Origin of the sequence: Mesorhizobium sp. BE184, assembly GCF_031457045.1 — a bacterium.
GTDB lineage: Bacteria > Pseudomonadota > Alphaproteobacteria > Rhizobiales > Rhizobiaceae > Mesorhizobium.
In genome coordinates this window covers 292,957-316,776 of sequence record NZ_JAVDVU010000002.1, presented here as the reverse complement: position 1 = coordinate 316,776, position 23,820 = coordinate 292,957, and the positions used below count along the sequence as shown (strand labels likewise).

The 23,820-nt window shown below is 62.6% G+C and carries 18 protein-coding genes; 12 read left to right on the top strand and 6 right to left on the bottom strand.

Translation table 11 applies throughout. The features are described 5' to 3' along the window. Positions 1-400: 400 nt before the first annotated feature. The gene (locus tag J2X35_RS09680; protein WP_310184649.1) at positions 401-1,471 is read left to right on the top strand and encodes a hypothetical protein; all 1,071 of its coding nucleotides are present in this window, start codon (positions 401-403) and stop codon (positions 1,469-1,471) included. A 3-nt stretch (positions 1,472-1,474) separates the two neighbouring features. Here the strand turns inward: J2X35_RS09680 and J2X35_RS09675 are convergent, their stop codons facing one another. Both J2X35_RS09675 and J2X35_RS09670 read right to left on the bottom strand, forming a co-directional pair. Beyond that, entirely contained in the window at positions 1,475-3,070 is a 1,596-nt protein-coding gene (locus J2X35_RS09675) for a cisplatin damage response ATP-dependent DNA ligase (protein WP_310184647.1), read from the bottom strand. A gap of 2 nt (positions 3,071-3,072) precedes the next feature. Then, positions 3,073-4,083, bottom strand: coding sequence for a ligase-associated DNA damage response exonuclease (locus J2X35_RS09670; protein WP_310186088.1), 1,011 nt, complete (start codon positions 4,081-4,083; stop codon positions 3,073-3,075). Positions 4,084-4,210: 127 nt separating this feature from the next. Between J2X35_RS09670 and J2X35_RS09665 the strand changes: the two genes are divergently transcribed. Then, entirely contained in the window at positions 4,211-5,116 is a 906-nt protein-coding gene (locus J2X35_RS09665; RefSeq protein WP_310184646.1) for a methyltransferase domain-containing protein, read from the top strand. On the opposite strand, the gene J2X35_RS09660 is transcribed toward J2X35_RS09665, so the two are convergent. Then, the gene (locus J2X35_RS09660) at positions 5,113-5,487 is read right to left on the bottom strand and encodes an excalibur calcium-binding domain-containing protein (protein ID WP_310184644.1); all 375 of its coding nucleotides are present in this window, start codon (positions 5,485-5,487) and stop codon (positions 5,113-5,115) included. The genes J2X35_RS09665 and J2X35_RS09660 overlap by 4 nt on opposite strands. Positions 5,488-5,598: 111 nt before the next feature. On the opposite strand from J2X35_RS09660, the gene J2X35_RS09655 reads away from it, so the two are divergent. Next, entirely contained in the window at positions 5,599-8,262 is a 2,664-nt protein-coding gene (locus tag J2X35_RS09655; RefSeq protein WP_310184642.1) for a ligase-associated DNA damage response DEXH box helicase, read from the top strand. Further along, positions 8,259-8,972, top strand: a complete 714-nt coding sequence (gene pdeM, locus J2X35_RS09650; RefSeq protein ID WP_310184640.1) for a ligase-associated DNA damage response endonuclease PdeM — start codon at positions 8,259-8,261, stop codon at positions 8,970-8,972. The genes J2X35_RS09655 and pdeM overlap by 4 nt, the downstream gene beginning before the upstream one ends. 10 nt (positions 8,973-8,982) lie before the next feature. Here the strand turns inward: pdeM and J2X35_RS09645 are convergent, their stop codons facing one another. The 3 genes from J2X35_RS09645 to J2X35_RS09635 all read right to left on the bottom strand — a co-directional run bounded on the left by J2X35_RS09645 (position 8,983) and on the right by J2X35_RS09635 (position 14,684). Beyond that, complete coding sequence (locus J2X35_RS09645) at positions 8,983-9,771, bottom strand: TIGR02186 family protein (RefSeq protein WP_056114651.1); 789 nt, start codon at positions 9,769-9,771, stop codon at positions 8,983-8,985. Beyond that, positions 9,771-10,694, bottom strand: coding sequence for a sulfite exporter TauE/SafE family protein (locus J2X35_RS09640; protein ID WP_310184637.1), 924 nt, complete (start codon positions 10,692-10,694; stop codon positions 9,771-9,773). The genes J2X35_RS09645 and J2X35_RS09640 overlap by 1 nt, the downstream gene beginning before the upstream one ends. 186 nt (positions 10,695-10,880) lie before the next feature. Continuing rightward, positions 10,881-14,684, bottom strand: coding sequence for a peptidoglycan-binding protein (locus tag J2X35_RS09635; protein ID WP_310184635.1), 3,804 nt, complete (start codon positions 14,682-14,684; stop codon positions 10,881-10,883). Positions 14,685-15,115: 431 nt separating this feature from the next. On the opposite strand from J2X35_RS09635, the gene J2X35_RS09630 reads away from it, so the two are divergent. The 8 genes from J2X35_RS09630 to J2X35_RS09595 all read left to right on the top strand — a co-directional run bounded on the left by J2X35_RS09630 (position 15,116) and on the right by J2X35_RS09595 (position 23,750). Beyond that, positions 15,116-15,580, top strand: coding sequence for a MerR family DNA-binding transcriptional regulator (locus J2X35_RS09630; protein WP_056116442.1), 465 nt, complete (start codon positions 15,116-15,118; stop codon positions 15,578-15,580). 133 nt (positions 15,581-15,713) lie between these two features. Beyond that, the gene (locus J2X35_RS09625) at positions 15,714-15,971 is read left to right on the top strand and encodes a hypothetical protein (RefSeq protein WP_082542516.1); all 258 of its coding nucleotides are present in this window, start codon (positions 15,714-15,716) and stop codon (positions 15,969-15,971) included. A 268-nt stretch (positions 15,972-16,239) separates the two neighbouring features. Next, complete coding sequence (locus J2X35_RS09620; RefSeq protein WP_310184633.1) at positions 16,240-18,036, top strand: acyl-CoA dehydrogenase C-terminal domain-containing protein; 1,797 nt, start codon at positions 16,240-16,242, stop codon at positions 18,034-18,036. A gap of 77 nt (positions 18,037-18,113) precedes the next feature. Beyond that, complete coding sequence (locus tag J2X35_RS09615; RefSeq protein WP_156459879.1) at positions 18,114-19,286, top strand: acyl-CoA dehydrogenase family protein; 1,173 nt, start codon at positions 18,114-18,116, stop codon at positions 19,284-19,286. Positions 19,287-19,318: 32 nt separating this feature from the next. Further along, a complete protein-coding gene (locus J2X35_RS09610; RefSeq protein ID WP_310184630.1) occupies positions 19,319-20,527 on the top strand; it encodes an acetyl-CoA C-acetyltransferase in 1,209 nt (402 codons plus the stop codon). A gap of 1 nt (position 20,528) precedes the next feature. Then, positions 20,529-20,924 carry a hypothetical protein gene (locus J2X35_RS09605; RefSeq protein ID WP_310184628.1) on the top strand — a complete coding sequence of 132 codons (396 nt, stop codon included), beginning with the start codon at positions 20,529-20,531 and terminating at the stop codon, positions 20,922-20,924. A gap of 13 nt (positions 20,925-20,937) precedes the next feature. Then, the gene (locus J2X35_RS09600) at positions 20,938-23,157 is read left to right on the top strand and encodes a 3-hydroxyacyl-CoA dehydrogenase NAD-binding domain-containing protein (RefSeq protein WP_310184627.1); all 2,220 of its coding nucleotides are present in this window, start codon (positions 20,938-20,940) and stop codon (positions 23,155-23,157) included. Positions 23,158-23,204: 47 nt separating this feature from the next. Then, positions 23,205-23,750 carry a thioesterase family protein gene (locus tag J2X35_RS09595; protein ID WP_310184625.1) on the top strand — a complete coding sequence of 182 codons (546 nt, stop codon included), beginning with the start codon at positions 23,205-23,207 and terminating at the stop codon, positions 23,748-23,750. Positions 23,751-23,820: the final 70 nt, after the last annotated feature.

The following is a 23,820-nucleotide window of genomic DNA, read 5'->3' as shown; positions in this document are numbered from 1 at the left end:
CTGACGTTTCCGTAAACGTAAGGTTCAATACAGGACAGTCGTGGGTGCTGCAAACCCGATTTCGGGCGCCAGCCTCGGGTATTGTCGGCCGGAAAAGTTGAGCCCACTGGCGGGGGAAATGCTTCGAGAGGAGAGAACCCGCTCGAAGCGCGCAATGACTGACGATGTGGCAGCCAGGGGATTGCCCGGGGCATCTCGGGCGTCATGACCTGGAATGGCAAATTTCGACAGTTCGGTGCCGTCTTGCTGGCTTGGCGCTGCCGCGGCCGGGTGCGATGCAGGATTGGCGTGTGCCGAGATTTATCTTGCCGGCATGGCACCTTATCCATCGTCGACCGTTGATTGATCGGCTTGCTGGGGCTAACGATCATAAGTACGTGATCGGTGAAGGGAACCGTTCTTGGACGCCATCGAAAAAGCGATTCGCAGCGCCTTCGAGAAAGGCGACGCCGACGACCGGGCATTTCGCGAGAAAGTCTACCGGTCGGCCTTTGCCGCGCTCGACAGGGCGCTTCAGGCCAATCCCGGCATCACGGTGGAAAATGCCATCAAGCGCCGCAAGGCGATGCAGGCCAAGATTGCCGAGATCGAATCGGAATTCCTGCCGGCGGTTGCGCCAATGGGAGCCCATGAAGGTGGCAACGCCCCCTCGGTGGATGCGCCGGTTTCGGCCACCGGCTCCGCGCCGTCGATCGACGAGCGACGCGAACCGTCGCTGGAACGCTCCGCCGCTGGCGGCCGCGTGCTGCCGGACATCGTTCCGGACAGGCCGCTGCCGGGTTCGCAGCGGCCGGAAACCGCAGCCGGTGCCGTAGCGCCGGACCGCGATCCGCGCCGTGCGCGCAGGCGGTTCCCAACAGGTGCGCTAGCCGGCGTCGCAGTGCTTGTCGCTATCGGTGCGGGTCTGTGGTGGGCGGTTCAGTCCGGCATTTTGAAAATGCCGGATGGAGCCGGCCAGTCGTCTGCGACACAGGCAAGCGGGGCAGGCGGGAACGACGCGGCGCCGCTGAAACCCGGTGAAGCCAATGATACCCGCAACTGGATCGACGTTTTCACGCCAAGCGATCCGACATTGGTTTCGGCGCCCTCCGACGCGAAGGCCGATGTTTTGCAGGACGATTCCGGTTCGTTCCTGCGGATACGCTCCGGCAGTTCCGGCTCGGCGGTAAGCTTCGATGTCGGCCAGGGTATATTGGAGCAAATTGCCGGCAAGCACGCCGTGTTCGACATCGTCGCCCGCGCCGAGGACGGCAAGGACACGCAGATTTCGGTGGATTGCAATTTCGGCGAACTGGGCGATTGCGGCCGCAAGCGCTACGCGGTCGGCCATGAGAAGAACGAATATCTTTTCGATGTCCGCTTGCCGGACGTACACCCCGGCGCAGCCGGAACCATCGCCATCAGCTCCGATTTCGACAAGCAGGGCAAGTCGGTGGATATCTACCAGATACGGGTTTCGGTGGTCGAATAGGGGTCAATCGAGCAGGTCCTGCAGTGTCTCGATGCGGTCGGCTTCCGCCGCCGGCTTGTCCCAGCGCAGTCGCGAGATACGCGGAAAGCGCATGGCGACGCCGGACTTGTGGCGCGTCGAGCGGTTCAGTCCCTCGAAGGCGATTTCCAGCACCAACCCGTTCTTCCTGTCGGCGCGCACCGATCGTACCGGCCCGAAGCGCTCGATCGTATTGTCGCGGACATATTTGTCGATCTGCTTCAGCTCTTCGTCGGTGAAGCCGAAATAGGCCTTGCCGACCGGCACCAATTCCTCGCCGCCTTCCGGCCCCGACCAGACGCCGAACGTGTAGTCGGAATAGAAACTTGAGCGCTTGCCGTGACCGCGCTGGGCGTACATCAGCACCGCATCGACCGTATGCGGATCGCGTTTCCACTTGAACCATGGGCCCTTGGGTCGTCCGGCCACATAGGCGGAATCCCACCGCTTCAGCATCACCCCTTCGATAATGGGGTGCGGCGGCGCCGAGCGTAGGGCCTCCAGTTCCGGCCATGCGGTGAAGGCAACCAGCGGCGACAAGTCGAAGCGCGTGGGATCAAGGGTTTCGGCGAAGGCCTCTAGCCGTGTGCGCCGTTCGCGGAACGGCAGTCCGCGCAAATCCTCACCCTCGTGCTGGAGCAAATCATAGCAGCGCACGAAAGCCGGATAGCGTTCGCGCATCTTTGGCGACACGCTCTTGCGGTTCAGCCTCTGCTGCAAATCGGAGAAGGTGCCGGTCGCCGAGGGAGATCCAACCAGCAGCTCGCCGTCCAGCGTCGCATCGAAATCGACGGCGTCGGCAAGATCGGGAAAGGCGCCGGCGACATTGTCGCCCGTGCGGGAATAAAGCCGGGTAATCCCGCCCTCCGAAACAACCTGCACGCGGATGCCGTCCCACTTCCATTCCGCCGCATAGTCCGCCGGGTCGAGCTTGGCCAGGTCACTGTCCTCGACCGGATGCGCCAGCATGACCGGCCGGAACAGCGCCTTCGCCGCCTTCTCCGGTTTCGGCGCCTTGCCTTCAAGCCACGCGAAAAGTTCGGTATAGGGCGGTTCGAGCCCGTGCCAGAGCTCCTCGATCTCGGCGACATCCACCATGCCGAAATCGGCCAGCGCCTGCTTGGCCAGCCGGGCCGAGACACCGATGCGCAGCCCGCCCGTGACCAGCTTGATGATGGCGAAACGCGCCGCGATACCGGCGCTGTCCAGTAGCCCGGCCAGCACTTTCGGCCCGTCGGACCGGCTGGCGGACTGCAGCTTTTCGACGACTTCGGCAAGGCTGGGCTCGCGGTCCGGAATGCTGTCATACGGCGTCGGCCATACCAGCGAGACCGTCTCGGCGAGATCGCCGACATAGTCGTAGGAATAGCCGAACAGCACCGGGTCCATGCGCTCGGCCACAAGCGCCCGCAACATGGCCGGTTTGACCGCGGCGATGTTCAGGTCGCCGGTGATGGCGGCCAGCCCCAGCCCGCGGTCGGGGTCCTCCACCGCGCGGAAATAATCGCTGAGCAGCTTCAGCTTGCCGTTGCGCGACGGCGTCAGCACCAGCCGGTCAAGGAGTTCGGCGAAGCGGTTCACGCTCAATCCCCCTCGTCTTCATAGCCGACGAGATGCAGCGGCTTGGCCGCGATCCCTTGCAGTTCGCACCAGCGCACCAGCGCTTCCTCGCGGCCATGCGTGACCCAGACCTCGCCTGCGCCGGTCTCCAGGATCGTCGCCGTCAGCTCGTCCCAGTCGGAGTGGTCGGAGATGATGAGTGGCAGTTCGACGCCACGTTGCTTGGCCCTTTGGCGGATGCGCATCCAGCCCGAGGCAAAACAGGAGACAGGGTCGGGAAAGCGCCGTGCCCAGCGGTCCAGAAAGGCAGATGGCGGACCGATGACGACGGCGCCGGCGAATTCGCCTTTGCCGCCCTTCTCGACCGTAGCCGGTTCAAGAACGCCGAGATCGATGCCCTGGCTCCGATAGTATTCGCTCAGTTTTGCCAGTGCGCCATGAATGTAGATGGGCTTGTCATAACCGGCATCGCGAATGAGGCGCATGACGCGCTGCGCCTTGCCCAGTGCATAGGCGCCCACCAGATGGGCGCGTTCGGGAAACTGCTCGATCGACTTCAGCAGCCGCGCGATTTCCTCTTGGTCCGGTGGATGCCGGAATACCGGAAGGCCGAAGGTCGCCTCGGTGATGAAAACATCGCAAGGCACGACTTCGAAAGGCTGGCAGGTCGCGTCGGGAATGCGCTTGTAGTCGCCCGAGGCGACGATGCGGATGCCTTCGTGTTCGACCGCGATCTGCGCTGAACCGAGCACATGCCCGGCTGGATGGAAAGTAACGGAAACGCCGTTGATAGGGGTCATTTCGCCCAGCCCTGCCGCATGCGTCGTTCCGGCAAAGTCCTCGCCATAGCGCAGCGCCATGATGTCCAGCGTCTGCCGCGTTGCCAACACAGCCTGATGCCCGGATCGCGCATGGTCGGAATGGCCGTGGGTTATCAGCGCGCGCTTCACTGGCCGCACCGGATCGATGAAGAAATCGCCGGGTGGGCAGTAAAGCCCTTCGGGGCGAGGGCAGAGCAGATCCTTGGCGCGCATGGTTGGAAGATAGGTGTTTATTCCCCGGCGGGAAGACATTGCCTGCGGCCTGCTGACTCCATCTTGCAAATCCGCCTTGCCGGGATCATAGGAGCGCGCGGCGATCCCGCCGCCGGAACCTCAATCCATGAAACCGCTCCAGGCTTCGTCCGGCGACGTTTTAGCCGACCGGCGTGCCGATTATGCCGAGATGCTCTATGCCTCCGGTGATCAAGCGGCCGCGGCCGAACTGATGCTTGGCGCGCTGGAGCTTGCGCCCGGCTGGGCGATGGGCTGGTTTCGCCTTGGCGAGATGCAGGAAGCTGCGGGCGTGCTCGACGCGGCCGCCGAAGCCTGGCGCATGACGCTGAAGCTTGAGCCGACGGACAGGCCGGGCGCGGCGCTGAAGCTGGCGCTGATCGGCAAGGCTGAGCAAGCCGAGGCCCCGCCCAGCGCTTTCGTCGAGGCGCTGTTCGACCAGTATGCCGACAGTTTCGACGCTTCGCTGGTCGACAAGCTGGCTTACCGCGTGCCGGAATTTCTGGCCGAAGCCATCCGCGCCCAGGGCGAGCGCCGCTTCCGCCTGGCCCTCGATCTTGGTTGTGGAACCGGCCTGATGGGTGAAAAGCTCCGGCCCATGGTCGATCGGTTGGAAGGCCTCGACATTTCCGCCGAGATGCTGCGCAAGGCACGCGCGAAGGGCATTTACGACAGGCTGGAAAAGGCCGACCTGCAGGATTTTCGCTATGATGGTCCTGAGCCGGATCTCGTCGCTGCCGCCGACGTCTTCATGTATGTCGGCGCGCTTGAGCATGTGGTCCGCAAAATTGCCGGCGCGCTGGCGGACAAGGGCCTGTTTGCCTTTTCGGTCGAGAAACTGGCGGACAAGGGTAATTTCGCGCTGCAGCCGTCGCGCCGTTATGCCCATTCAAAGGTCTATCTGCGCCAGGTGCTGGCGGCTAGTGGTCTCTCCGTATTGTCGCTGGACGAAAAGACCATCCGGCAAGATCGCAATGAGCCCGTGCAGGGCCTGATCGTGGTCGCGACCGTTTAACGAGGATAGGGCTCGCAAGCGATCCCGTCATTGTCAGCGTCATGTGATGGCCAATAACCTGGTTGCCCGCGTCGTGCAGGTGCCAAGCCAACGGCGCGCGCGGCGGCGCAATCAGGAGCGGCAAGAAGATGCTGCGCTTGTTTGACGACTTCGAAAGGAGAGCTGAAAAAGTACCAAAAAATGAGGGCTGCACTCCCGAATAGAAATCCAGCTCGAATCGTCTTCCCTATTACTTGGGGAAGACGTCTTGGTCTGGGTTCTCGGGGCGAAACCTTTACGAAATGGCGATGAAGCCGCTTGAGATTTGCTTCGCGGTTTCGCAATGGCGTTCGGAATGTAACGATGTCGCCCACAAAGCGAGCGTAGACCATATCTGGAAATCGACAGTTGCATCGGACCGTACAAATTTAACGATCGATCCCGATCACGCTTTGTTCCAGATTTTCCTTGGTCTTTGATCTTCGCCGCGCTACGTCAATCGCGTGACCGTCGCTCCGACCCTTGTCAACGACAATGCCGCCGCCCTGCTGCCAGACCCTTTCGTCCGATGGTTCGCGCAGAAGGGCTGGTCGCCGCGTCCGCATCAGCTCGAATTGCTGGCGCGCGCTCAGGCAGGACAATCCACGCTGCTGATTGCGCCGACCGGGGCCGGCAAAACCCTTGCCGGTTTCCTGCCGTCGCTCACAGAATTGGCGGCGCGGCCAAAACGCAAGCCCGGTGAAGCGCATCGCGGCATCCACACGCTCTACATTTCGCCGCTAAAGGCGCTGGCGGTGGATATCGAGCGCAATCTCGGCAAGCCGGTCGAGGAGATCGGGCTGCCCATCTCGATCGAAACCCGCACCGGCGACACGCCAGCTCACAAACGCCAGCGCCAGAAGCTGGCGCCGCCTGATATCCTGCTCACCACGCCTGAGCAACTGGCCTTGCTGATCGCCGGCACCGATGCCCGCCGCTTCTTCGAGGATATGCGCTACGTCGTGCTGGATGAACTGCACTCGCTGGTCACGTCCAAACGCGGGCACCTTCTGTCGCTCGGCCTGGCGCGCTTGCGAACCTTTCAGCCGGACCTGCGCGCCATCGGCCTTTCCGCCACGGTGGCCGAGCCGGACGAGTTGCGGCGCTGGCTGGTGGGACAGGATGCCTCCGGGCCCATGGCCGGCCTGATCACCGTTGCCGGCGGTGCCAAGCCGGAAATATCCATCCTCGATTCCGATGAACGCGTGCCATGGGCCGGCCACTCGGCGCGCTATGCCATTCCGGAAATCTATGATGCGATCAAGCGGCACAAGACCACGCTTCTGTTCGTCAACACCCGCAGCCAGGCTGAATTGCTGTTCCAGGAGCTATGGCGTGTCAACGAGGACACACTGCCGATTGCCCTGCATCACGGCTCGCTCGATGTCGGCCAGCGGCGGCGGGTCGAGAAGGCCATGGCCGACAACGTCCTGCGCGCCATCGTCGCCACCTCGACGCTCGACCTCGGCGTCGACTGGGGCGATGTCGATCTGGTCATTCATGTCGGGGCACCGAAGGGCGCGAGCCGGCTGGCCCAGCGCATCGGCCGCGCCAACCACCGCATGGACGAACCGTCGAAGGCGGTTCTCATTCCCGCCAACCGCTTCGAGGTGCTGGAATGCCGTGCCGCGCTCGATGCCAACTATCTCGGCGCGCAGGATACGCCGCCGCTGCTGGATGGCGCGCTCGACGTTCTCGCGCAACACGTGCTGGGCACCGCATGCGCCGCGCCGTTCGACGCTAATCTGCTTTACAGTGAAGTCACCAGCGCCGCGCCCTATGCCTGGCTGGGCCGCGAAACCTTCGATCGCGTCATCGACTTCGTCGCCACCGGGGGCTATGCGCTGCAGAGCTACGAGCGCTATGCCCGCATCCGCAGGACAAAAGAAGGGCTGTGGCGCGTCACGCACCCGCGCGTCGCCCAGCAATATCGGCTCAATGTCGGCACGATCGTCGAGATGCCGGAACTGAACGTGCGTTACGTCCGCCAGGGCAGGGGCATGGTGGGGCGCGGCGGGTCGGTGCTCGGCAAGGTCGAGGAATATTTCGCCGAGACGCTGCGGCCCGGCGATAACTTTCTTTTCGCCGGCAAGGTGCTGCGTTTCGAAGGCATCCGCGAGAACGAATGCGTCGTTTCCAATGGCGGCGCCGGCGCGCAGATCATCGTGCCGAGCTATGCTGGCGGCAAGTTTCCGCTTTCCACCTACCTTGCCGATCAGGTGCGCGGCATGCTGGCCGATCCGGCTCGCTGGAACGTTCTGCCGGAACAGGTGTCGGATTGGCTGCGCCTGCAGAAGGAGAAATCCGTTCTGCCGCCCCGCGGCGACCTGCTGGTCGAAACCTTCCCGCGCGGCAACCGCCACTACATGGTGTGCTACCCGTTCGAAGGCCGGCTGGCGCATCAGACGCTTGGCATGCTCCTGACAAGGCGTCTGGAACGCGCCAACGCCCGCCCGCTCGGCTTCGTCGCTACCGACTACGCGCTGGCCGTGTGGGCGCTGGACGACATGGGAGCTCTGTTCAAGTCAGGAACGCCGTCCTTGGCGAACCTGTTCGACGAAGACATGCTGGGTGACGATCTCGACGCCTGGCTGAACGATTCCTGGATGTTGAAGCGCATGTTCCGCAACTGTGCGGTCATTTCGGGGCTGATCGAGAAACGCTTTCCCGGGCAGGAAAAGAGCGGCCGGCAGGTCACCGTTTCGGCCGACCTCATCTACGACGTGCTGCGCAGTCATGAGCCGGACCACATTCTCATGCAGGCGACGCGGGCCGATGCGGCGGCGGGATTGCTGGATGTCAGCAGACTTGGGGACATGCTCTCGCGCATCCGCGGTCGAATCATGCATAAGGAACTGGAACAAATATCGCCGCTGGCCGTGCCGATCATGCTGGAAATCGGCAGGGAAACGGTCAATGGCGGAGCGAACGAATCGCTGCTGATGGAAGCTGCAGATTTGGTGCAGGAAGCGATGGGGGATGCGGCGCCGGAGGGACCTGCCCGCAACGGACCGAAGGTTACCATCCGCGGCACAGCATCGAAACCGGCGCGCAGCGAACGCCAGGGCGTTGGAACGGCGGACTACGGTCGCCGAACCATTCAGGAAAAGGGCATGAAGCGGAAATGACTGCGGCCGCGCTGGCAAGATCGATAGCTGATACCGGCCTTGTCGGGGTTGCCGGGGAATGCGCGGTCTGCGATCCGCGCGGCGTGCTCTATTTCCCCGATCTCCGGCTGCTTGCCGTGTCCGACCTGCATCTGGAGAAAGGCTCCTCCTATGCAAGGCGTGGCGCGCTGCTGCCACCCTATGATACCGAAGCGACGCTGCTCCGGCTGCAGGCGGTGATCGCGGACTATCAGCCCGCCATCGTGGTCAGCCTCGGCGATTCCTTTCATGATGGCCAAGGGGCAGAGCGCCTTCATCCAAGCTTCCGGGAACGGCTGCAAGGGCTGATCGCCGGCCGCGACTGGTTCTGGGTGGCGGGCAATCATGATCCCGATGCACCGGCGGATCTGCCTGGCGAAACGGTTCGCGAACTGGCGGTAGCCTCGCTTCTATTCCGCCATGAGCCGTCGCGGGCCGCCGTCGAGGGCGAGATTGCCGGCCACCTGCATCCCTGCGCCCGGATCGTTCAGCGCGGCCGCTCGGTCAGGCGGCGTTGTTTCGTCGGCGATGGCGGCCGCATGATCATGCCGGCTTTCGGCGCCTATACCGGGTCGCTCAACGTGCTCGACCGCGCCTATCAGGGGCTTTTCCGGCGCGAGACGCTGATGGCCTATATGCTGGGCGCCGAACGCATCTTCGCGCTGCCCGGCTCCATGCTGCGGCCCGGCTGATCCCGCCGCCTCAATCCCGCTTGAACACCATCCGCCCGAGCCAGCCGGTCGCCATGGCCAGGAGCACACACAGCAAGCCGTAGCTCGGTCCGTGATTATGGGCGAAGCGGAAGATGGTCTGTTCGAAGCCGGACTTGCGGATTTCGAGCTGCGCCGAGGTTTCCTTCACGAAGGCGCCGTTCTTGAACAGGAAGGCCCGCGCCTTATGGGTACCGACCGGAACGTTCGGGGCCAGCCGAACCGTCGCGCGGAATAAGTTCTGCGACAGAAACTCCACCCCGCCGGGGTTTTCGCTGTAGAGCCCGTTGGCGACCTTGCGTTGCCGCAATGCCGCGGTGAATTCCTGGATCGTCGCTGGTGCTTCCGTCGTATCGGCTGGCCGCATGTAGATGTTGTTGGCGCCCAGCGCGAGCCGCTTGTAGCTGTTGGGATCGGTAATGTCCTGCGTCGCCCGGGTAGTCGCTACGGAATAGGAGACCGGCACGTTCTCGAATGTCTCGGATTCGAGATTCATCCAGATGCCGAGGACGCGGTCCTTGCGCCGCACCATCACGGGCCTTCCCGGGCCTTCGAGCACCACGACGACGTCATAGCGCCCCTGCCGCGCGAACAGCGGGTCGGCGTCTTCGAGCGAACCGAAAATGGTCAGGTCGGCGCCTGAAAAGCCGGCGGTGATGGAAACGCGGTCGGTCGACAGCCCGATCTGGATGCCTTCCACATGCGGCGATTGCGCGTTGGCGGGCAGGCCGCCCAACAAGGTCAGTGTAAGCAGCAGGCTGAGCAGGACATGCCGGCGCATCAGCCTATGTCCGCCGTCGTGAGGGAATAAAGATTGGCCGGCGTGATGAACAAGTCGATGGCCAGGCGGATCGCTACCGCCAGCACCAGCAGCGCAAGCAGCGCCCGCAACTGTTCTCCGCGCAGTTTCTGCCCGGCCTTGGCGCCGTACTGCGCGCCAGCCACGCCCCCCACCATCAGCAGGAAGGCCAGCATGACATCGACCGTGTAGTTGGTGCTGGCATGAACCAGCGTCGTATAGGCGGAGGTGAAGATGATCTGGAACAGCGAGGTGCCGATGACGACATTTGTCGGCACGCGCAGCAGGTAGATCAGCGCCGGCACCATGATGAAGCCGCCGCCGACGCCCATGATCGAGGACAGGAAGCCGATGGCCACGCCGATGCCGATGACCGGGATGACGCTGACGAACAGCTTCGAGGCCCGAAACCGCATCTTCAGCGGCAGCCGGTGGATCCAGTTATGCTGGCCGGATTTCTTAAGCACCGGTGCAGCGCCGCTGCGCGTGGCCCGCAACGCGTTGACGCTCTCGAAGAGCATCAGCCCGCCGACGGTGCCGAGCAGGACGACATAAAGGAGCGAAATGAACAGGTCGAGCTGGCCTATGCTGCGCAACAGCGCGAACACGTAGATGCCGAAAGTCGACCCAACCACGCCTCCCGCAAGCAGCACGCCGCCGAGCTTGAAGTCGAGCGTGCCACGCTTCATATGCGACAGCGCGCCGGAAAAGGACGAGGCGATGACCTGGTTGGCGCCGGTGGCGACGGCGATCGCGGGAGGGATGTTGTAGAAGATCAGCAGCGGGGTGATGAGAAAGCCGCCGCCGACGCCGAACATGCCCGAGAGGAAACCCACCGCCGCGCCCATTGCAAGCAGCACGAAGATGTTGACCGAAATTTCCGCGATCGGAAGATAGATGCCCACCCGTCTGTCTCGATCAGTTCCACGCCCGGCGCGAAAATGTCCCGCGGAAAGCGCTCAAAAGCTTGTCCGTTCTTGCGCCGGCGGCGCAGCGAAGTCAAACCGCGCTGCGCTGCCGAAACGAAAAACATCTCAATCGGTTAACAGGCGAAAATATGGCGCGCCGTCGAGGAAACGACACCGCCGTCCTTATTTGCGTGCGATCAGCGCCTTCACCAGCTTTTCATCGACCTTTCCGGTCGCCGGCAGGTCGTTGTCGCCCTGGAAGGCGATGATGGCGTCCTTGGTTTTCTGGCCCATGACGCCGTCGGCGCCGCCGGCATCGTAGCCGTTCTTGTTGAGGATGCGCTGGATGTTCTGCACCGCCTTCTTCATGTCAATGCTGGCCGTAGTCGTCGGAGCTTCCTGCCAGGCATCGGGAATGTCGATGCTGTTGGTGGCTTCGTTCAGCGACTTGGCCTTCCAAAGTTCCGTGGCGGCGCGCGCGCGTTCCAGCTGTTCCGGCCGCAGCGCATTGGCGATTTCGTCGCGCTTGGAAGCGGCATCCTTGTCGCCGGTCTTGGCCACCAGCGCGAACCACTTGTAGGACTCTTCGAGGTTCTGCTGCATGCCGACGCCCTTGGCGGCGAGGATGCCGAGGTTGAACTGGCTGTCCTTGACGCCGAGGTCGGCGGCTTCATGGAACCAGCGCGCCGAGGCTTCATTGTCGCTCTTGCCGTCCGCTCCCATGGCGAACAGCACTGCCAGATTGTGCATGGCGCTGGCGTTGCCCTGTTCGGCGGCCTTGCGGTACCACGACTTGGATTTCTCGATATCGCGCCCGACGCCGATGCCCTTTTCGTAGAAATTGCCGATGCGGTATTCGGCTGGTGCAAAGCCGAGATTGGCCGCGGCTTCATACCATTTCGCCGCAGCCGGCATGTCTTCCTTGACGCCGCGCGCCTCGGCGTAGCGCGAGCCGATCTCGAACAGCGCCTTGGCGTCGCCGCCTGCCGCCGCCTCGCGCAGCGCCGGCGTGCCGATGTCTGACGGCACCTCGAACGTTTTGGCGGCGCTCGCCTGTTCCTGCGCCGGGGGCACGGCGCCTGTGGTGTCTGCCGTTGCGGGCATGGCGGTGGAAGCCGGAACCTCGCTCGCCTGCATTTCGCCCGTCTGCGTTGTGGGCATGGCCGGCGCTGGAGCTGCCGTCATGCTCGCCATTTCAATATCGTCTTTGGCCTTGCCTGCAGGAAGGGTGTCGATGGCAGTGTTGCCAGCCGGTTCGTCCTGGCCGACGACACGCACCATCTCCGGCGCAGGTGTCTCCTGCTCCGATGCAAGCGGTGCAGCATTCGAAGCCTCGGCCGTCGTGGCTTCGGCCGCTGGCTCGCTTGCGACAGACGGGACATCGATCGACGCGACCTGGGGATCGGACAGGAAGGCCTTGCCCAGTTGCAGACCGGCCAGCGCCAGCATGATCGCGGCGGCCGCCATCAGCACGGGCTTGCGCCGCGCCTTCAGGAGATCGCCAAGCCGCAGCGCCTTGACCGGCCCGCCGAGGCTGGACTGCTTCTTCAGAACTTCCGCTTCGGCGGCGGCCGCCTGGGCGGCGCGGCGTGCGGCGGCGATGAAGTCGGATTTGGCCGCGTCGCCCTCGTTCTGCCTCGCCGGTTGGCCGCGTTCGTCGCGGACGCGCTTCATGATGGCGCTGAGATCGGGTGCGCCCGAGCCCGGCTCCAGCGGGCGGTTGACCAGTGTCGGCTCCAGGGGCTCGTCGAGGCTGACCGCCGGCGCTTCAGAGGCCGCGGCGTTAAGGGTAGGCTCGCTGGATGCATCCTTCCTGCCGCTGAGAGCCTTGGCAAGACCGCCGAGAATGGACTTCCGGCGTCCTTCCGGCTGTTCCTTGGTTTCGACGGCATCGACGTCCACGGCGGCTCTTGCAGCCTCCGCTGCTGCTTCCGCCGGCGTGCGGGCAAAAACGGCGCGTGCGGTCGCCGTCAGGCGGTCATCGTGGTCGATGTCCGCCGAAAAAGGCATAGGATCGTCCATCGCCAGCGTCGGCGCGTCATGGACGGCCAGTTTCGCCGCCGGCAGCTCGTTGCCATTGTCATCGCTGCCGGGTTCCAGCGATCCGAGCCGGTCAACGATCTTCAGCAGTGTGTCGTGGATGGCTTCGAAGGTCTTGGTGTTGCGTTCGTCGGAGCGGCGGGTCAGCGTTTCCAACTGCTTGAGATCCTGGGCGAGGCCGGACACCGCAATGCCTTCGGCGCTACCGGCGCCCATGGCGCGAACCGCGCTTTCCGCCGCCTGTCGCGCAGCTTCGAGAATGCTGTCGCGGCTCCCGGCGATGGATTGCTCGATCTTCTCGATCCTTGGCGAGATATCCTCGAACTCCGGCAGCGGCGTGCCGGGCTTGGAGAGATGCGCCGACAGGCCCGAGACCTGCGCCTCAAGGCTGCGGATCAATTCGGGGTCGATTCCGGCGAACTGCGCCGCGGACGAATCCAGCCGGGTTGAAATGTCGGCCAACCGGCTTTCGAGGCCGCGGATCGCAGCCTCGCTTGCGCTGTCGGTAGAGCGTGTCTCCAGCCGTTGCGCCAGCGCGGTGAAACGGGCGTCGATGGCTTCCATGATGCCGGCGCTGTCGAACGAGGCTTCCGGCGTGTGGCGGTCCAGCCTGTCGGCGACCTCGTCCAGTCGGCGCTCGAGATCGCGGAAAAGCATATTGCCATGCTCGATCGCGTCTCCCTGGCGCCGTTCGAACATGCTGGACAGCATGTCGAAGCGCTGCTCGAGGCCCTGCAAAAGCTGGTCGGCTTCCGGCAGCGCTGCGCCTTGGTCGATCTTGTCAACGATTGAGGCTATCTGCCGGCCCAGCCGGTCTATGGCCTGTTCAGGCAACTGCGCGCGCGTCGCCAGGTCGTCGACGCGATTGGAGAGCGACTCGAGCTGATCCATGACGGCGTTGGCGGGGCGGTTCTCGGCAACTTCCTCGATCTGACGCGCGAGCGAGTCGATACGCTGTTCGATGCGCTCGAAAGGAGCGGGATCGAACATGTTGGATTTGGAGGCCACGGTCGAGGCCACGATGGCGCGGGAGATCTCGTCCAGCCTCTCGTCGATCAGGCCGAAGGTCTGGCTGCCGCCGGCGTTCTGCTGGCTGGTGAAATGATCGACAGCCCCTGCCAGCGTGCGGATCTTGTCCTCCAGCGAGCGCAGCGGCAAGGAGTCCGGCAGGCTGTTGACCGCGCGGCTGATCTGTTCAAGTCGCTCGCTCAGAGCGTCGAGGCCGGCGCCCTTGCCGTCACCCACGAACCGGTCCTCGAAGGCGTTCCAGCGGCGGTCGAAATCGTCCCAGCGGCGGTCTACGGCCTGCACGCTTTCCTCGCGCGCCAGTGTATCCAGTGCGGCTTTGACCTGTTCGAGTTCCAGGCGCAGCAGGCTGACATTGCGGTCTTCGCCCTTTTCGGAGAGCGACCGGATTGCTGCTGACAACCGTTCGAATTCCAGATTGAGTTCCGCCGCGTGTTTCGCCGAAGGACCGGATTGCAGTGAGCGGTCGATATCCTTGCGCAGCGCTCCGAATTCGCGTTGCAGGCCCGAGGTCATCTGGTGACGCAGTTCTTCACGCAGGCCGCGCAATTCATTGGCGATCTTGCCAACCATGGCGACGCCGTCTTCCTGGCCGCGCACGCGATCGATGTCGCGCGCCAGCGACTGGTAATTCTGTTCAGGGCGCCGGCCTGACGGCCTTTGCTGATATCGGGGCTCGTCATGGCCGCGCTGCGGCCGCGCCGTCTCGAACGAGCGTTGAGCATAAGGATCGGCGCGCGCGTAACGCGGTTCGCTCTGGAGGCTGTCGCGGCGGTCGCCATATTCGTCGGCGTCCTGCCGCGAACGGCCGAGCCTCTGCTCCAGCGTTTCCAGCGAGCGGTTGAGCTGTTCCAGCGTCGTATGCGGCCTGCGCTGCCTGCCGGCATTGAGTGTATCGAGATAGGACCGCTTGCTGTTCATCGAACCGCCTGTTTCCGAATGCCGGCCGGAACCGGTTTCTTCTCAAATCCCGTCGGGGACGAAGGCGGCCGCTTGATCATGCGGCGGAAGATGGACTTTCCCGGGTTCTACCCGCGCTCCGAGAAACCGTGAAAAATTCGATACAGGATAAACACGGGTGACCGACATGCGCACAATTCTCCCATCGTGGTAAACAAGGCGTTAACCAAGCTTAAGAAGCTGAAAGAATTGTGAGGCTGTGCCTCTGTCCTCAGTCCGGGATTGTGCGGCAACATTGCACTTGCGTAGAACGGGCATAATAGATATACGTTTACGTAAAGGTAAGTAAAGCCAACTGGCTCGCTTGCCATCGTTCCAACAGATTGGAAGTCTGCCCCAGCTTCCAAATGGCGACGTCGGCTCTGCCGCGATGCCGCCTCGGGGAAAGCAAAATGACCATGACAATCACGAAGGCCGGTAAATCCGCGGCCAATACGAATACTCTTCCGGATGCCGACAGCGACGAGTTCGTGCGGATCGGCGAGATGGCCAAGAAATACGGCGTCACGCTGCGCACCCTGCGTTTCTATGAAGACAAGGGCCTGCTCAACCCCAAGCGGGACGGCGCGACGCGCCTTTATACCCGCCGGGACAATGTCAGGCTGAAGCTCATCCTGCTTGGCCGCAAGGTCGGGTTCTCGTTGCGCGACGTCAAGCAGATGATCGATCTCTACGATCCGACCGGCTCCAATGCCAAGCAGTTGCGCCTGGCCCTGGACAAGTCGGAAAAGCAGCTCGCCCGCCTCAACAAGCAGCGCGCGCTCATCGACGAGGCGATTGGGGATTTGAGCGGAGCCATGGCGGTTGTCCGCAAGATGCTGGCCGAGCGGTCTTCGCAATCCGGCGCAGCGAGCTAAGCGAAAAGAGGCGCACCGGCATATCTATCGGAAAGCCGGATCCGCTTTTTAGGCCGTGAACCATAAAGCTGCGATAGCGGAGCTCCGTTCACTTGGCGTTGCACCGCGTGCCGAGCAGTCATAATCATTGTGTATGAAAGATCAGCTATTTCGTTTTCAACCTCGGTGGAAAGAAGAACTGGTGGTTTCAGGGAGCGGTGGCTCTTTCGTTCTGGAATTGCCGATGGGCGTTTTGTCGGCCCATCTTCCTACAGAGACGGAATGGGAACGACGCGCGCCAGAATGGGCGCGATCACTTTGGCCGTCGCTGAAGCAGGAACTGGAAAACTGGTGCGGCGAGAACAACGCACAGTTTCACATTGATCCTTCTGCGGACGTTCACCCGCTTTGATTGCAGCTATACGCTTCCGTGTTTTGATTGTGGCTTCGCGCTTTGCACCAGCTTCCATTCGCCGGAGAAGCGGCCGCCAATCCGCATTGAAGTGCCCGCATTTCGTAAAGTGTCATCGCGTGTCGGCGGCGAAGTGACTAGGCCAATTCGCTTGTTTTCCATATTGACGTTTACGCAAACGTCAATATTTTAACGCTGCTTCGAAATCTGTTTCCGCAGCCTACAGCCTGGCGCGGAATGGGAATGTCTGGGTGGAGGGACTATAAGCATGCCGATCTATCAAGCCCCGGTCCGGGACACACTGTTCGTCCTCAACGAGGTGCTGGGCTTCGAGCGTTATTCCAATCTGCCGGGCTTTGCCGACGCCACGCCCGACATGCTGGAGGCGATCCTCGCCGAGGGCGCCAAGCTGGCCGAGAACGTCATGCTCCCCACCAACCGCGCTGGCGACATGGAAGGCTGCACCCGCCACGAGGACGGCTCGGTCACCACGCCCTCCGGCTTCAAGGAGGCCTATCGCCAGTATTGCGAGGGCGGCTGGATGGGGCTTGCGGTGCCTGAAGAATATGGCGGACAGGGCCTGCCCTACGCGCTGCACAACGCCGTCGGCGAATATATGGCGTCCGCCAATATGGCGCTGCTGATGTATCCGGGCCTGACCCAGGGCGCCATCGCCGCTATCCACCAGCATGGCAGCGACGAGCAGAAGCAGACCTGGCTGCCGAAAATGGTCGAGGGTTCATGGACCGGCACCATGAACCTGACCGAGCCGCATTGCGGAACCGATCTCGGCCTGCTGCGCACCAGGGCGGCGGCGGCGGCGGACGGAACCTACAGGATTTCCGGCCAGAAAATCTTCATCTCGGCTGGCGAACACGACATGGCCGACAACATCGTGCATCTGGTGCTGGCCCGCATCGAGGGCGCGCCGGAAGGCGTGAAGGGCATCTCGCTGTTCATCGTACCGAAATTCCTGTTGGATGATGCTGGCAATCCGAAAGATCGAAATGCGGTCTCCTGCGGCTCCATCGAAGAGAAGATGGGTATCCACGGCAACGCCACCTGCGTCATGAACTATGACGAGGCCACCGGCTACCTGCTCGGGCAGGAGAATGGCGGCCTGAAGGCGATGTTCGTGATGATGAACGAGGCGCGCCTCGGCGTTGGCCTGCAGGGGCTTTCGCAGTCCGAGGCGGCCTATCAGAACGCGGTCGCCTACGCAAAGGAACGTCTTCAGGGCCGTTCGCTGACTGGCCCGAAGGCGCCGGACAAGAAGGCCGATCCGATCATCGTGCACCCCGACGTGCGCCGCAATCTGATGACGATGAAGGCCTGGAACGAGGCCGGCCGCGCCTTCATGCTGTGGACGGCGCTGAAATCGGACATTGCCCATCGCTCGCCCGACGAGACCGACCGCCAGACCGCCGACGACCTGCTCGGCCTGATGACGCCGGTGCTGAAAGGCGTGCTCACCGACAAGGGCTTCGAACATGCCGCCATGGCGCAGCAGCTGTTCGGCGGTCATGGCTATATCGAAGAGCACGGCATGAGCCAGTTCGTGCGCGATGCCCGCATCGCCATGATCTACGAAGGCGCCAACGGCATCCAGGCGCTGGATCTGGTCGGCCGCAAGCTGGCCCTGAACGGCGGCCGCGCCGTGCAAACCTTCTTCAAGGAAGTCGGTGACTTCTGCGAGGAGAACCGCGCCGACGAGAAGATGGCGCCCTTCACCAAGGGGTTGAAGAAAGGTCTCAACGATCTGCAGGCGGCAACCATGTGGCTGATGCAGAACGGCATGAAGAACCCCGACAATGCCGGGGCCGCCTCAACCGACTATATGCATCTCTTCGGTCTTGTCGTGCTGGGTTACATGTGGGCGCAGATGGTCAAGGCCGCGCAGGGTGCGCTGGCAAATGGAGCCAATGGGTCGGGCTCGTTCTACGAGACCAAGCTGGTGACGGCGCGCTACTTCATGGAGCGTGTCATGCCCGAAACAGCGACGCATCTCGCCCGCCTTTCCAGCGGCGCCGAGACGATGATGGCGCTGCCGGCCGAGGCGTTCTGATAAAGGAAACTGAAGTTCCGTTCATTCTTGAACGGAATTCTGTATAGTTGTGCGAGCGCGGTAACAGGGAGAAGACCGTGGCAACCAATCCCGCCGAAGTGCTGTCGCTGCCCGCCCCTGCTTGGGCCGGGGAGGATGTCGTCATGCTCTACGACATGGCGCGGCGCTTCATGGCCGAGGAAATCGCGCCGCACTACGACACCTACGAGAAGAACGAGATCGTCGATCGCTCGGCTTGGGAAAAGGCCGGCGCGGCGGGCCTGCTTTGCGCGTCGATGCCGGAAGAATATGGCGGCGCGGGCGGCACCTATGCGCATGAGAGCGCCATCATCGACGCTGTCAGCCATGTCGGCGTCGATGGCTTCGGCATCGTCCTGCACAACGCCATCGTCGCGCCGTATATCCTTCACTACGGCTCCGAGGAGCAGAAGAAGAAGTGGCTGCCGAAGCTCGCCACCGGCGAACTGATCGGTGCCATCGCCATGACCGAGCCCGGCGCCGGTTCCGATCTGCAAGGCGTCAAGACGCGCGCCGAAAAGGACGGCAACCAGTACCGCATCAACGGCTCCAAGACCTTCATCACCAACGGCCAGAACGCCAATTTCGTCATCGTCGTCACCAAGACTGATCCGTCGAAGGGCGCCAAGGGCACGTCTTTGATCGTGGTCGAGACGGAAGAGGTGGAAGGCTTCGAGCGCGGCCGTAACCTCGACAAGATCGGGCTGAAGGCCAACGATACGTCCGAACTGTTCTTCAACGATGTGCGCGTGCCAACGGCGAACCTGCTGGGTTCGGACGAAGGGCAGGGCTTTGTCCAGCTCATGCAGCAATTGCCGCAGGAGCGGCTGCTGATCGGCGGTCAGGCCGTCGCGATGGCTGAACGCGCGCTCGCCGTCACCATAGACTACGTCAAGGAGCGCCAGGCCTTCGGCCAGCCGGTGCTGAATTTCCAGAACACCCAGTTCAAGCTTGCCGAACTCAAGACGGAAACGACGATCGGCCGCGTCTTCTACAACGATTGTGTGGCGCGTCATCTTGGCGCCGGCCTCGATCCGGTCACGGCGTCGATGGCCAAATACTGGCTGTCCGACCTTCAAGGAAAAGTGGTCGATGAATGCCTGCAATTGTTCGGCGGCTATGGCTACATGAATGAATACCCGATCGCCCGCATGTACCGCGATGCCCGCGTGCAGCGGATTTACGGCGGCACCAACGAGATCATGAAATTGCTGATTGGCCGCTCGCTTTAAGCGACAGCCGGACAGGCACAAGGAGAACGAACATGGCAGAAGCTTACGTCTATGACGCTGTCCGCACCCCGCGCGGCCGGGGCAAGAAGGATGGCGCGCTGCACGAAGTGCCGGCCGTTCGCCTCGCCGCCAGAACGCTGGAAGCCGTGCGCGACCGTAACGGGCTCGACACCTCGACCGTCGACGACATCATCTTCGGCTGTGTCGATCCGGTTGGCGAGGCCGGTGCGGTCATTCCGCGCGCCGCGGCCTTCGAAGCCGGCTATGACGACAAGGCGCCCGGCCTGCAGATTTCGCGCTTCTGCGCCTCCGGCCTCGACGCCATCAATCTCGGCGCTGCCAAGATCGTCCAGGGTTCGGACGACATCGTCATTGCCGGCGGTGTCGAATCGATGTCGCGCGTCGGCATGGGCGCCGCCGGTGGCGCCTGGTTCATGGACCCGTCTGTCGGCTTTCCGGGATGGTTCGTGCCGCAGGGAATCTCGGCCGATTTGATCGCCACGAAATACGGCTTCAGCCGCGACGATGTCGACGCCTATGCGGTCGAGAGCCAGAAGCGCGCCAGCAAGGCGTGGGAAAAAGGCTACTTCAAGAATTCGGTCATCCCGGTCAAGGACCAGAACGGCCTGACCATCCTCGACCATGACGAGCACATGCGCCCGACCACCGACATGCAGTCGCTGGCCTCGCTCAATCCGTCCTTCGTCATGCCCGGCGAAATGGGCGGCTTCGACGCGGTGGCGGTGCAGAAGCACCCCGAGATCGAAGCGGTCAACCACGTCCACCACGCCGGCAATTCCTCCGGCATCGTCGATGGTGCGGCAGCCGTGCTGCTGGGTTCCAGGAAGGCCGGCAAATCGCTGGGCAGGAAGCCGCGCGCCCGCATCCGCGCCTTCGCCAACATCGGCTCCGAGCCGGTGCTGATGCTGACCGGACCTGTCGATGTGACTGAAAAGCTCCTGAAGCGCGCCAAGATGAAGACGTCCGACATCGACCTCTTCGAACTGAACGAGGCCTTCGCCTCGGTGGTGCTGCGCTACATGCAGGCTTTCGACATTCCGCACGACCAGATCAACGTCAATGGCGGCGCCATTGCCATGGGCCATCCGCTCGGTGCCACCGGCGCGATGATCCTCGGAACGGTGCTGGACGAGCTGGAGCGGCGCGACCTCAACACCGCGCTGGTGACGCTGTGCATCGGCGCCGGCATGGGCACCGCAACCATCATCGAGCGGGTGTGAAATGGCAGATTTCGAAGAACTTCTTGATGAATGCGATCTTCTGCCGAGTGACATAGCCCCAGCGGCCAAGGCGATTGCATATTATGCTGCGTCGGTATCTGGGAACGTGTGGACCAAGGACCAGAGCGGCAAATGGCGTCCGACGGCTGAAAACTTCGTTACGATAAAGCCTCAATGGAAGCAGGCCAAAAGTTTGGCGGTGACACTTAGAGGCGAGCCGGCTGAATTCGAGGCAAGTAGTTCGTTGGATATCAAGAAGGATCAGAACGGCTACTCAGCTTTCCGCTTGGAAGTTGCCAGTCAAATCGCTGATGCTTTTGTCGCAATAAAACGTGCGCATGTGTTGTTCGAACGAGGACGCACCAGAACTAAAACGTCTCCCAAAACAATTGGCTAAGTGGAGTAGCTAGATGATCTACAACAACTTCACGGTCGAAACCGACGCCGACGGCATCGCTCTCGTCACTTGGGACATGCCGGAAAAATCGATGAACGTCTTCACCGAGGAGGTGATGATCGAGTTGAATAACATCGTCGATCAGGTGGTGGTGGATGCTTCCATCAAGGGCGTGGTGATCACGTCCGGCAAGGACACCTTCTCCGGCGGCGCCGACATCACCATGCTGCAGAAGATGCTCAACACCTTCGCGCGCGAAAAGACGAAGGATGAGCAGAAGGCGGCGCAGAAGCTGTTCGAGGCTGCCGGCTACATGAGCGGCCTGTTTCGCAAGATAGAGACCTGCGGCAAGCCGTGGGTTTCCGCCATCAATGGCACCTGCATGGGCGGCGCGTTCGAGATGTCGCTGGCCTGCCATGGCCGCGTCGCCGCCGATTCCGACAAGGTGAAGATGGCGCTTCCTGAAGTGAAGATCGGCATCTTTCCCGGCGCCGGTGGCACGCAGCGCGTGCCAAGGCTGACCGACCAGCAGCAGGCGCTGCAGATGATGACCACCGGCCAGACGCTGACGCCGCAGAAGGCAAAGGCGATGGGCCTTGTCACCGAGATCGCCGAGCCGAAGAAGCTTGTCGAGACGGCCAAGGCCATGATCAAAAACGGCCTCAGCCCCGTCGCGCCCTGGGACCAGAAAGGTTTCAAGCTGCCGGGCGGGCCGATCTATTCGGCCGCTGGCGCGAACCTCTGGCCGCCGGTAATCGCCATCCTGCGCCGTGAGACCTATGGCAATTATCCGGCTGCCGCGGCGATCCTGAAATGCGTTTACGAGGGCCTGCTGGTGCCCTTCGATACGGCGCTGCGGATCGAACAGCGCTATTTCACCGAGATCATGCAGACAAAGGAAGCGGCGGCGATGATCCGCTCGCTGTTCATTTCGCTGCAGGAACTGAACAAGGGCGCGCGCCGACCGGAAGGTGTGCCGGCGACGAAGTTCAAGAAGATCGGCGTCCTGGGCGCCGGCTTCATGGGGGCGGGCATCGCGTATGTCACCGCCAAGGCCGGCATCCCGGTCGTCCTGCTCGACCGCGATATGGCGTCCGCCGAAAAGGGCAAGGCGCATTCCGAAGGTCTGATCGCCGACCAGGTGAAGAAGGGCCGCGCCAAGCCGGAGGACAAGGACAGGCTTCTTTCCCTCATCACGCCGACCGCCGACTATGCCGACCTGACCGGCTGCGATCTGGTCATCGAGGCTGTGTTCGAGGATTCCGAGATCAAGAAGAAGGCGACCGAGCAAGCGGAAGCCGTGCTGAAATCCTCGGCCGTCTTCGCCTCCAACACCTCGACCATACCCATCACCGGCCTTGCGAAGAATTCGGCGCGGCCGAAGAACTTCATCGGCATCCATTTCTTCTCGCCGGTCGACAAGATGATGCTGGTTGAGATCATCCTCGGCAAGAAGACCGGCGACAAGGCGCTTGCGATGGCGATCGACTATGTCCGCGCCATCAAGAAGACGCCGATCGTCGTCAACGACACGCGCGGCTTCTATGTCAACCGCTGCGTGCTGCGCTACATGTCGGAATCCTACAAGATGCTGATCGAAGGCGTGCCGGCGACGATGATCGAGAACGCCGCCAAGGCTGCAGGAATGCCGGTCGGGCCGCTGGCGCTGACCGACGAAACCGCCATCGATCTGGCCCAGAAGATCATGAAGCAGACCATCCGCGATCTCGGCGAAAAAGCCGTCGATCCCAAGCAGATGGCTTTGATCAACACGCTGGTCGATACCCATGGCCGCAACGGCCGCAAGAACGCCAAGGGCTTCTATGATTATCCGCCAAAGCCCGCCAAGAAGAAGCTGTGGCCGGGCCTGAAGGACCTCTATCCGCAGAAGAAGGCGGAAGATATCGACTACGAGGAACTGCAGCAGCGCCTTCTGGTCGTCATCGCCCTTGAGGCGGCGCGCGTCATGGAGGAAGGCATCGTTACCGATCCGCGCGAGGCCGATGTCGGTTCGATCCTTGCTTTCGGCTTCGCGCCTTACACGGGTGGCGCGCTGTCCTACATCGACGGCATCGGCGTTAAGGAATTCGTCCGCATCGCCAAGGGCCTGCAGAAGAAGTACGGCGCCGAGTTCAAGGCGCCGAAGCTTCTGCTCGACATGGCGGAGAAGGGCGAGACCTTCTACAAGCGCTTCAATCCGTACGCCAAGGCGGACGTCAGGAAGGCGGCCTGAGTGGCGATCCCTCCCCTCGAGGGGAGGGATCAGCGTCGGAGCATTTCATGTATGTATGGGGCCGTCTTGCTCGGGTAGCTGCCACCGCGAAAGGGCGTGGCGACTATCGCTTCGGGGATGAGAGCCGTCTCTCATTCCGCTGTCTGCCGATCGATATCGATTTCAACATGCATCTCAACAATGCCCGCTACATGATGCTGGCCGATCTCGGCCGCATGGATATTTTCTTTCGCGCCGGGGTTGTGCGCGCCGCACGCGAACATGGCTGGTCGCCGATGCTGGGCGGCGTCCAGGCGACCTTCGTGCGTGAGATCAAGCTATGGCGGCGCTTCGACATCGTGTCTTCTCTGGAAACATGGGAAGGCACACAGATCGTCGGCCGGCACCGCTTTGTCCTCGACACTGGCGAAACGGCGGCGATGGTCATGACCACGGCCGGCGTCTATCAGCGGAAGGCGCGGCGTTTTCTTGAGATCGACGAAGTGGTGGCGGCGCTCGGGCAACAGGTCACGCCGCGTCCACCAACCGAGGCGGAGCGCATTTTCATGGCGTCCCACAACGGGTTGCGGGCGCTGGCGAAGACTACCAACTGATATTCAGCAGTTGATCGCCGGCATGGTGGACAAGCCACGTTCTCCGCGCTAGAACCGAAAGGTATTTTTT